Origin of the sequence: Kibdelosporangium persicum (genome assembly GCF_013280595.1) — a bacterium.
Classification (GTDB): domain Bacteria; phylum Actinomycetota; class Actinomycetes; order Mycobacteriales; family Pseudonocardiaceae; genus Kibdelosporangium; species Kibdelosporangium persicum.
The window spans coordinates 277,289-287,736 of the sequence record NZ_JAAATY010000011.1 but is presented as its reverse complement, the minus strand read 5'-3'; the positions used below and the strand labels follow the sequence as shown (position 1 = coordinate 287,736).

5 protein-coding genes and 3 rRNA genes are annotated in these 10,448 nt (G+C 62.2%); all 8 read right to left on the bottom strand.

Annotated features, from left to right (window positions below; all coding sequences use genetic code 11):
- Positions 1 to 54: 54 nt before the first annotated feature.
- The 8 genes from rrf to GC106_RS21650 all read right to left on the bottom strand — a co-directional run bounded on the left by rrf (position 55) and on the right by GC106_RS21650 (position 10,428).
- Positions 55 to 171: ribosomal RNA gene (gene rrf / locus GC106_RS21685) — 5S ribosomal RNA — on the bottom strand.
- 85 nt (positions 172 to 256) lie between these two features.
- Positions 257 to 3,376, bottom strand: a 23S ribosomal RNA gene (locus GC106_RS21680).
- Positions 3,377 to 3,682: 306 nt separating this feature from the next.
- Positions 3,683 to 5,201 (bottom strand): 16S ribosomal RNA (locus GC106_RS21675).
- Together the 16S, 23S and 5S rRNA genes form the textbook arrangement of a ribosomal RNA operon.
- Positions 5,202 to 5,518: 317 nt before the next feature.
- Positions 5,519 to 6,916, bottom strand: a complete 1,398-nt coding sequence (locus tag GC106_RS21670; protein ID WP_173133579.1) for an NAD(P)(+) transhydrogenase (Re/Si-specific) subunit beta — start codon at positions 6,914 to 6,916, stop codon at positions 5,519 to 5,521.
- A complete protein-coding gene (locus tag GC106_RS21665; protein ID WP_173133655.1) occupies positions 6,913 to 7,200 on the bottom strand; it encodes an NAD(P) transhydrogenase subunit alpha part 2 in 288 nt (95 codons plus the stop codon). The genes GC106_RS21670 and GC106_RS21665 overlap by 4 nt, the downstream gene beginning before the upstream one ends.
- A complete protein-coding gene (locus tag GC106_RS21660; protein ID WP_173133576.1) occupies positions 7,200 to 8,276 on the bottom strand; it encodes an NAD(P) transhydrogenase subunit alpha in 1,077 nt (358 codons plus the stop codon). The genes GC106_RS21665 and GC106_RS21660 overlap by 1 nt, the downstream gene beginning before the upstream one ends.
- 84 nt (positions 8,277 to 8,360) lie before the next feature.
- Entirely contained in the window at positions 8,361 to 9,011 is a 651-nt protein-coding gene (locus GC106_RS21655) for a phosphatidylglycerol lysyltransferase domain-containing protein (RefSeq protein WP_173133573.1), read from the bottom strand.
- A 34-nt stretch (positions 9,012 to 9,045) separates the two neighbouring features.
- Positions 9,046 to 10,428, bottom strand: a complete 1,383-nt coding sequence (locus GC106_RS21650; RefSeq protein ID WP_173133570.1) for an FAD-binding oxidoreductase — start codon at positions 10,426 to 10,428, stop codon at positions 9,046 to 9,048.
- Between the last annotated feature and the right edge of the window lie 20 nt (positions 10,429 to 10,448).

The window sequence follows — 10,448 nt, the reverse complement described above, 5'->3', positions numbered from 1 at the left end:
CATGACATGCGGAAAAGGCCCCACAGATACCTGTGGGGCCCTTCCGGAAATAAATTACGGCGACGACCTACTCTCCCACACCGTACCCAGTGCAGTACCATCGGCGCTGAAGAGCTTAGCTTCCGGGTTCGGAATGGGACCGGGCGTTTCCTCTTCGCTATTATCACCGTAAACCTATGAAATTCACAGACCACACCCCACCCGAGGTGCCCAGCCTGGTATCTCAGAAACCGTACAGTGGATGCGTAACACCTTTGTGAACAAGTCCTCGGCCTATTAGTACCAGTCAACTCCACACGTTACCGCGCTTCCATCTCTGGCCTATCAACCCAGTCGTCTAGCTGGGAGCCTTACCCTATAAAAGGTGGGAGACCTCATCTTGGAACGAGCTTCCCGCTTAGATGCCTTCAGCGGTTATCCCTTCCGAACGTAGCCAACCAGCCATGCCCCTGGCGGAACAACTGGCACACCAGAGGTTCGTCCGTCCCGGTCCTCTCGTACTAGGGACAGCCTTCCTCAAGTCTCCTACGCGCGCGGCGGATAGGGACCGAACTGTCTCACGACGTTCTAAACCCAGCTCGCGTACCGCTTTAATGGGCGAACAGCCCAACCCTTGGGACCTACTCCGGCCCCAGGATGCGACGAGCCGACATCGAGGTGCCAAACCATGCCGTCGATATGGACTCTTGGGCAAGATCAGCCTGTTATCCCCGGGGTACCTTTTATCCGTTGAGCGACCACGCTTCCACAAGCCATGGCCGGATCACTAGTTCCGACTTTCGTCCCTGCTCGACCCGTCAGTCTCACAGTCAAGCCCCCTTGTGCACTTGCACTCAACACCTGATTGCCAACCAGGCTGAGGGAACCTTTGAGCGCCTCCGTTACCCTTTAGGAGGCAACCGCCCCAGTTAAACTACCCACCAGGCACTGTCCCTGAACCAGATCATGGTCCGAGGTTAGACACCCAATTCGACCAGAGTGGTATTTCAACAACGACTCCACCCGAACTAGCGTCCGAGCTTCACAGTCTCCCACCTATCCTACACAAGCCGAACCGAGCACCAATACCAAGCTATAGTAAAGGTCCCGGGGTCTTTCCGTCCTGCCGCGCGTAACGAGCATCTTTACTCGTAGTGCAATTTCACCGGGCCTGTGGTTGAGACAGCCGAGAAGTCGTTACGCCATTCGTGCAGGTCGGAACTTACCCGACAAGGAATTTCGCTACCTTAGGATGGTTATAGTTACCACCGCCGTTTACTGGCGCTTAAATTCTGAGCTTCGCCACACAAGGTGACTAACCCGTCCTCTTAACGTTCCAGCACCGGGCAGGCGTCAGTCCGTATACATCGTCTTACGACTTCGCACGGACCTGTGTTTTTAGTAAACAGTCGCTTCTCGCTGGTCTCTGCGGCCACACAACGCTCCAGGAGTAAATCCCTTCACGCCACACGGCCCCCCTTCTCCCGAAGTTACGGGGGCATTTTGCCGAGTTCCTTAACCACAGTTCACCCGAACGCCTCAGTATTCTCTACCTGACCACCTGTGTCGGTTTAGGGTACGGGCCGCTTGAACACTCACTAGAGGCTTTTCTCGGCAGCATAGGATCATCCACTTCGCCTCAATCGGCTACGCATCACGTCTCAGGCTCAATGGTGTGCGGATTTGCCTACACACCGCCCTACACGCTTACACCAGTACATCCACTCACTGGCGGAACTACCTTCCTGCGTCACCCCATCGCTTGACTAATACCAGTTCAGGTCCCACGCTCCACCACATGAATCGCCCGAAGGCTCAACACATAGCTTTGGGTGGTTAGTATCGCTGGGTTCATCATGGGCGCGTTCACGCGGGTACGGGAATATCAACCCGTTGTCCATCGACTACGCCTGTCGGCCTCGCCTTAGGTCCCGACTTACCCTGGGCGGATTAGCCTGGCCCAGGAACCCTTGGTCATCCGGCGGCAGAGGTTCTCACTCTGCTATCGCTACTCATGCCTGCATTCTCACTCCCACACCCTCCACGAGTCGTTTCCACGCTCGCTTCCAGGGGTGCAGGACGCTCCCCTACCCATCCATGCCACTGCAGAGACACTCGAAAGCATCACTGGATGTATATGCATGAATGACACAGCTTCGGCGGTACGCTTAAGCCCCGCTACATTGTCGGCGCAGGACCACTTGACCAGTGAGCTATTACGCACTCTTTCAAGGATGGCTGCTTCTAAGCCAACCTCCTGGTTGTCTGGGCGACCCCACATCCTTTCCCACTTAGCGCACACTTAGGGGCCTTAGCTGGTGTTCTGGGCTGTTTCCCTCTCGACTACGAAGCTTATCCCCCGCAGTCTCACTGCCGCACTCTCACACGATGGTATTCGGAGTTTGGTTGACTTCAGTAAGCTTGTAGGCCCCCTAGGCCATCCAGTGCTCTACCCCCACCGTGAAACATACGACGCTGCACCTAAATGCATTTCGGGGAGAACCAGCTATCACGGAGTTTGATTGGCCTTTCACCCCTACCCACAGCTCATCCCCCAGGTTTTCAACCCTGGTGGGTTCGGGCCTCCACACCGTCTTACCGGCGCTTCACCCTGGCCATGGGTAGATCACTCCGCTTCGGGTCTAGACCACGCGACTCAACGCCCTCTTCAGACTCGCTTTCGCTACGGCTACCCCACACGGGTTAACCTCGCCACGCAGCACTAACTCGCAGGCTCATTCTTCAAAAGGCACGCCATCACCCCGAAAGGCTCTGACGGCTTGTAGGCACACGGTTTCAGGTACTCTTTCACTCCCCTCCCGGGGTACTTTTCACCTTTCCCTCACGGTACTAGTCCGCTATCGGTCACCAGGAAGTATTTAGGCTTAACGGGTGGTCCCGCCAAATTCACAGCAAATTCCACGAGCTCGCTGCTACTCGGGAACACCACCAAGAGAGATCACGCGCTTTCGCCTAAGGGACTCTCACCCTCTACGGTTCAGCTTTCCAGACTGATTCGACTAGCAACATGATTTTATGACTCTCCGCTGAGTTGACAGCCCCAGCCAGTGGGTCCCACGACCCCCACTACGCAACCCCTGTCAGGTATCACACGCAGTAGGTTTAGCCTCATCCGCTTTCGCTCGCCACTACTCACGGAATCACGGTTGTTTTCTCTTCCTACGGGTACTGAGATGTTTCACTTCCCCGCGTTCCCTCCACACACCCTATATATTCAGGTGCAGGTGACACCCCATAACGGGTGCCGGGTTTCCCCATTCGGAAATCCTCGGATCACAGCTCGGTTGACAGCTCCCCGAGGCATATCGCAGCCTCCCACGTCCTTCATCGGCTCCTGATGCCAAGGCATCCACCGTATGCCCTTAACAACTTGACCACAAAGATGCTCGCATCCACTGTACAGTTCTCAAACACCACACCAGAAAGCCGCCCACTACTGAGAACACCTCTTCCAGGTCACCCTGGCCGGTTTGAACTCGGAGCAACTCCGGTCACCAGAAGCCTCGCACGCCTACGCGTGTTGCCTCAGGACCCAACAGTGTGCCGACCCATCTGCGCTGTCTGAGCGCCGAAAACCAGTAGTTCCACGATTCTTTGAGCTCCACCCAGCGAACATACGCCGCTGCTAGTGGCCTCCCACTCGACAAAGCTTCAGACTCTGCGAGGGTCGAATGCTCCTTAGAAAGGAGGTGATCCAGCCGCACCTTCCGGTACGGCTACCTTGTTACGACTTCGTCCCAATCGCCAGTCCCACCTTCGACCACTCCCTCCCACAAGGGGTTAGGCCGTGGGCTTCGGGTGTTACCGACTTTCGTGACGTGACGGGCGGTGTGTACAAGGCCCGGGAACGTATTCACCGCAGCGTTGCTGATCTGCGATTACTAGCGACTCCGACTTCATGGGGTCGAGTTGCAGACCCCAATCCGAACTGAGACCAGCTTTAAGGGATTCGCTCCACCTCACGGTCTCGCAGCCCTCTGTACTAGCCATTGTAGCATGTGTGAAGCCCTGGACATAAGGGGCATGATGACTTGACGTCATCCCCACCTTCCTCCGAGTTGACCCCGGCAGTCTCCCATGAGTCCCCGGCATTACCCGCTGGCAACATGGAACGAGGGTTGCGCTCGTTGCGGGACTTAACCCAACATCTCACGACACGAGCTGACGACAGCCATGCACCACCTGCACACCAACCACAAGGGAAGCCCTATCTCTAGGGATGTCTGGCGCATGTCAAGCCCAGGTAAGGTTCTTCGCGTTGCATCGAATTAATCCACATGCTCCGCCGCTTGTGCGGGCCCCCGTCAATTCCTTTGAGTTTTAGCCTTGCGGCCGTACTCCCCAGGCGGGGCGCTTAATGCGTTAGCTACGGCACGGAACCCGTGGAAAGAGCCCCACACCTAGCGCCCAACGTTTACGGCGTGGACTACCAGGGTATCTAATCCTGTTCGCTCCCCACGCTTTCGCTCCTCAGCGTCAGTATCGGCCCAGAGACCCGCCTTCGCCACCGGTGTTCCTCCTGATATCTGCGCATTTCACCGCTACACCAGGAATTCCAGTCTCCCCTACCGAACTCAAGTCTGCCCGTATCGACCGCAAGCCCAGGGTTAAGCCCCAGGTTTTCACGACCGACGCAACAAACCGCCTACGAGCTCTTTACGCCCAATAATTCCGGACAACGCTCGCACCCTACGTATTACCGCGGCTGCTGGCACGTAGTCAGCCGGTGCTTCTTCTCCAGGTACCGTCACTCTCGCTTCGTCCCTGGCGAAAGAGGTTTACAACCCGAAGGCCGTCATCCCTCACGCGGCGTCGCTGCGTCAGGCTTTCGCCCATTGCGCAATATTCCCCACTGCTGCCTCCCGTAGGAGTCTGGGCCGTGTCTCAGTCCCAGTGTGGCCGGTCGCCCTCTCAGGCCGGCTACCCGTCGTCGCCTTGGTAGGCCATCACCCCACCAACAAGCTGATAGGCCGCGGGCTCATCCTGCACCGCCGGAACTTTCCACCCCATTGGATGCCCAACGAAGTCGTATCCGGTATTAGACCCAGTTTCCCGGGCTTATCCCAGAGTGCAGGGCAGATTACCCACGTGTTACTCACCCGTTCGCCGCTCGTGTACCCCGAAGGGCCTTACCGCTCGACTTGCATGTGTTAAGCACGCCGCCAGCGTTCGTCCTGAGCCAGGATCAAACTCTCCAACAATGCTTGTGAAGTGTTCGACGTCCTGACAAACCAGAACCAATCTGGTCCATCTGTCCATCTCAAAGGAACCTCACGACGAGGTTCATATAAAAGCTCTACTGGCTTTCAATAGATCGACACACTGTTGAGTTCTCAAACAACACACGCACACCCATCGGACTGAGATACAGCCTATCAGGGGGCTTGTACTGCTAAATTTTGGGGTCTTCGCTCCGTTCCCCTTGGCTTTCCGGGGCCCGTTCCGCTCTGACTTGGATAAGATTACACGCCCCGGAACGGCCGTTTCAGGGGGGTCCCCTTAACGGCATCACCGCAGGTCAGAGGGCACGTAGCTCCTCCACGACGGCGGAGACCGACTTCTTGGCGTCGCCGAACAGCATCGAGGTCCTCGGGTCGTAGTAGAGGTCGTTGTCCACTCCGGCGAACCCGGGGCTCATCGAACGCTTCAGGACGATGACCGATTTGCTCTCGTTCACGTTCAGGATCGGCATGCCGTAGATCGGCGAGCCCGGGTCGGTGTGCGCGGCCGGGTTGGTGACGTCGTTCGCGCCGATCACCAGCGCCACGTCCGTCCGGGAGAACTCCCCGTTGATCTCGTCCATCTCCTTGAGGTGCTCGTACGGCACGTCAGCCTCGGCGAGCAGCACGTTCATGTGCCCGGGCATGCGCCCGGCGACCGGATGGATCGCGTAGTAGACGGCGACGCCCTTGCTCTCCAGTTCCTTCGCCATCTCCCGCACGGCGTGCTGCGCCTGGGCCACGGCCATGCCGTAACCAGGGACGACGACGACCTGACGGGCGTAGCTCATCTGGATAGCGGCGTCCGAGGCGCTGGTCTGCCGGACGATCTTGTCCGTCGGCCCGGACGAACTCGGGCCACCGGTCCCGCCGAACCCGCCGGCCACGATGGCGGGGATCGACCTGTTCATCGCCTTCGCCATCAGGTTGGTCAGGATCGTGCCGGACGCTCCGACGATCATCCCGGCGACGATCAGCGCGGTGTTGTCCAGCGCGATGCCGGTCGCCGCCGCGCTGAGCCCGGTCAACGCGTTCAGCAGCGAGATCACCACGGGCATGTCCGCGCCGCCGATCGGCAGCACGACCATCAGGCCCAGCAGCGCCGACGACACCAGAATCCCGATCATCAGCCACTCGGAGGTGCCACCGGCCACGACCGCGACGCCGCAGGCCACCCCGAGCACCAGCAGCAGGAGGTTCAGCGGCTGCTGCAGCCTGCCGACACTGATCGGCCTGCCGGGCAGGATCTCCTGCAGCTTGCCGAAGGCGACGTTGGATCCCCAGAACGACACCGACCCGATCAGCGCGGCGAACAGCGTCGCGATCGACACGTGCGCGGGTTCGCCGGCGAAGCCGTGCGTCTGCCGGAACTCGACCCACGCGACCAGGGCGACCGCACCGCCACCGACGCCGTTGAACAGCGCGACCATCTGCGGCATCGCGGTCATCTTCACCTTGCGCGCCGCGGGAATCCCGATCGCGGTGCCCAGGACGACGCCCAGCAGGATCAACCACCAGTTGCCCATGCCCGGGGTCAGTGCGGTCGCCAGGATCGCGATCGCCATGCCGACGGCGGCCAGCATGTTGCCGCGTACGGCGGTCCGCGGACCGGTCAGGCCCATCAGGCCGTAGATGAACAACGCGAACGCCACGATGTACAGGCACTGGATCGTGACGGGGTCCTGGAGCCAGCTCATTCCCGTGGCTCCTTCGCTTTGAACATCCCCAGCATTCGGTCTGTCACAAGGAATCCGCCGACGACGTTGATCGTGCCGAACGCGATCGCGATCACGAGCAGGATCTGGTCGAGGGTGCCGGTCGCGCCGAGGCCGAGCACGATCAACGCACCGAGCAGCACGATGCCGTGGATCGCGTTGGTGCCGGACATCAGCGGGGTGTGCAACGTGTTGGGCACCTTGGAGATCACCGCGAAGCCCACGAATCCCGCGAGCACGAGGATGGCCAGGTTCTGCACCAGCATCATGACCTCCTCGTCACGCACGCGGACGCGATGATCTCGTCGTCGAAGTCCAGCTTCAGCCGGCCGTCGGCGATGAGGAGTTCCAGCAGGGCTTGGACATTGCGCGAGTACAGCTCGCTCGCGGACTCCGGCATGGCGGCCGGGAGGTTCAGCGGCGCCACGATCGTCACGTCATGCCGCACCACGGCCTCCCCTGGCACGCTGAGTTCACAGTTGCCGCCGGATTCCCCAGCGAGATCGACGACAACGCTGCCCGCGCGCATCGCGGTCACCGAGTCCTCGGTCACCAGCACCGGCGCCTTCCGCCCCGGCACCTGCGCGGTGGTGATCACCACGTCGTAGCCGATCACGGCTTCGTTCAGGCGTTTCAGCTGTTCGGCACGTTCCTCGTCGGTCAGCGCACGGGCGTAACCACCGTCGCCGACGGCCTCGATCCCGAGGTCCAGCCACTTGGCGCCGACCGAACGCACCTGCTCGGCGACTTCCGGCCGGACGTCGTAACCGGTGGTCTGCGCGCCCAGCCGTCGTGCCGTCGCGAGTGCTTGCAGGCCCGCGACACCGGCGCCAAGGACCAGCACCTTCGCCGGCGGCACAGTGCCCGCGGCTGTGGTGAGCATCGGATAGAAGCGCGTAAGGTGTTGCGCGCCAAGCAAAGCAGCGAGATATCCGGCGACACTGCTCTGTGACGACAGCGCGTCCATCGCCTGCGCGCGGGAGATCCGCGGAATGGCTTCCATGGCCAGGCCGTGCACGTCCCGGGTGGCCAGCGCGTCGGCGACGTTCGTGCCGAGGAAGCCGATCAGCACGCTGCCGGGTTTCAGACGGCCGATCTCCTCGTCCGTCGGGGCCGCGACCTTGACGACCACGTCGCAGGCCCAGGGATCGCCGAGGGTGGCCCCGGCTTCCTCGTAGAGCCAGTCGGACATCAACGCCCCACCACCGGCGCCGGGTTCGACCACGATGTTCAGCCCTGCGGACCGCAGGCGTCCCACGACTCGGGGGACGAGCGCAACCCGTCGTTCTCCAGGGGCCGACTCGCGCGGCACACCGACCACGATGTTCTGGGTATCCGCCATTGGAGACCCTCCCATGGAAACAGAACGTACGTCTTCCGTTTTACCACTGTGTGGCGTGCACCACACCCGTCGAAGGGTGGCGATTCAGTCTCGAACGAGGGTTTTCTGTGGTTCCTGGGCCTCACGCGCCCGCGGCACCACGGCCTTCGGCGGACGCGTGACGTACGGACGGACCAGACGGATCACGACCAAGCCGACAGCCAGCAGCGGGACCATCGCGGCCATCGCGGCGGCTGTCGCACCCGCACGCACCACGTCGCGAGGCACCAGCGTGATCCGGTTGCTCATCACCGAGACCTTGCCTGGCAACGACAACAGCCAGAGCAACAGGATGAAGCCGATCATCGAGAACACCGCACGCAGGACCGCCGGGTGGTAGCCGATCCCCTCCGCCGCCACCAGCACGGCGAGCCAGCCGAAGACCGCGGTGAGCTGGGCGCGTTCCGTGGTCGCCGCCCAGAGCAGGCCGCCGCAGACGGCCAGCACCGCCAACACCCACCATCGGGACGGGTCACGGGTCCAGCCCGCGGCCGCGTCGAGCCAGCCGACCGGGACGCCTGCCCAGCCGAGCAGGGCCCTGGGGACTTCCAACGGGGTCATCGGCGCCGCGATCGCCTGGCCGACGACCCACGCGAGCGTCCAGGCCGAGACCACACACGCCAGCACCAGCTGCCACCGTGGCCGATCTGTCACGCACGCCCAGATCCGCGCCAGTTCCCGCCGCAAGGTTCGCATCGCTACAACACTCCCTCGCCGGCACCTCTCCCGTCTAAAAGGATCTTTGATCGTTTTCGCCGCGTCCAGTGGCAGTCGAGTTGATCACTCGACCGGGGTTGAGGATTCCGCGTGGGTCCAGGGCCTGTTTGATCTGGTGGTGCGACCAGAGGGCGGTCTCGTCGAGCTCACGGGCCAGCCACGCGCGCTTGAGGAAGCCCACGCCGTGCTCACCCGTGATGGTGCCGCCGAGTTTCAGGCCCAGCCGCATGATCTCGTCGAACGCCCGTTGCGCGGCATCGGCCTGGGCGAGGTCGAACAGCACGGCCGGGTGCATGTTGCCGTCGCCCGCGTGGCCGCACGTGGCGATCGTGACTCCGTGTTCTTCGGCGATCCGCTCGATCCCGTCGACCAGGACGGCCAGGTTGCGGCGCGGCACGCAGATGTCGTCGACGAGCGAAGCCGGGTACTGCTCAAGGGCCAGGCCGACCAGCCTGCGGCCCTGCATGAGCAGGTCCGCTTCGGCCGGATCGTCGGAGACGATCACCTCCGTGGCCGAGCACCTGCGGGCGGAGCCCTCGAAGGCGGCGAGTTCCTCCGGCGCCCGGGTGCCCGCGTCGGACTGGGCGATCAGCACCGCGCCCACGCCGGGCGGGAAGCCCAGGTCGCGCATCCTGCCGACGGCCTCGATGGTCGCGGCGTCCATCAACTCCAGCGCCGCGGGCCGGAACCCCGCGCCCAGATGGTCGGCGACCGCCCGGCAGGCGTCAGACATGGTGTCGAAGAACGCGACAGCGGCCAACGGACGGGCGGCGGCGGAGCGCAACGCCACAGTCACCTCGGTGACGACACCGAGCGTGCCCTCCGAGCCGACGAACAAGCGCGTCAGGTCGTAGCCCGCGACGCCCTTGGCCGTCCGACGGCCGGTCCGCATCACACGGCCGTCCGCCAGCACGACTTGGAGCGCACGGACGAAGTCGCCCGTCACGCCGTACTTCAGACAGCACATGCCGCCCGCGTTGGTCGCGACGTTGCCGCCGATCGACGAGATGTCCTTCGATCCCGGGTCCGGCGGGTAGTACAGGCCCTTCTCGGCGACCGCCGCGGCCAGCGTCCCGTTGATCACGCCCGGCTGGACCACGGCGATCTGCTCCTCGACGTCGATCTCGAGGATCTGGTCGAGCTTCTCCACGTTCAGCAGCACACACCCGTCGAGCGCGTTCGCGCCGCCGGACAGCCCGGTGCGCGCACCCTGCGGGACGACAGGGACGTTGTTCTCGTTGGCCCACCGCAGGGTCTCCACAACGTCGTCGAGTGACCTCGCTCTGACCAATGCCCGAGGTGTGCCGCTCGGGCAGAACGCCGCCCGATCCGTCCGGTACGCGGCGAGGACGTCAGGATCGTCCGTCGTGGCATCAACCGGTAGTTGCGAGGTCACTCATAAGACGTTACTTCAGA

What these genes read in the sequence shown, in the direction of transcription:
- GC106_RS21670 (WP_173133579.1), bottom strand. Translation starts at nt 6,916, where the DNA reads ATGAGCTGGCTCCAGGACCCCGTCACGATCCAGTGCCTGTACATCGTG.
- GC106_RS21665 (WP_173133655.1), bottom strand. Translation starts at nt 7,200, where the DNA reads ATGCTGGTGCAGAACCTGGCCATCCTCGTGCTCGCGGGATTCGTGGGC.
- GC106_RS21660 (WP_173133576.1), bottom strand. Translation starts at nt 8,276, where the DNA reads ATGGCGGATACCCAGAACATCGTGGTCGGTGTGCCGCGCGAGTCGGCC.
- GC106_RS21655 (WP_173133573.1), bottom strand. Translation starts at nt 9,011, where the DNA reads ATGCGAACCTTGCGGCGGGAACTGGCGCGGATCTGGGCGTGCGTGACA.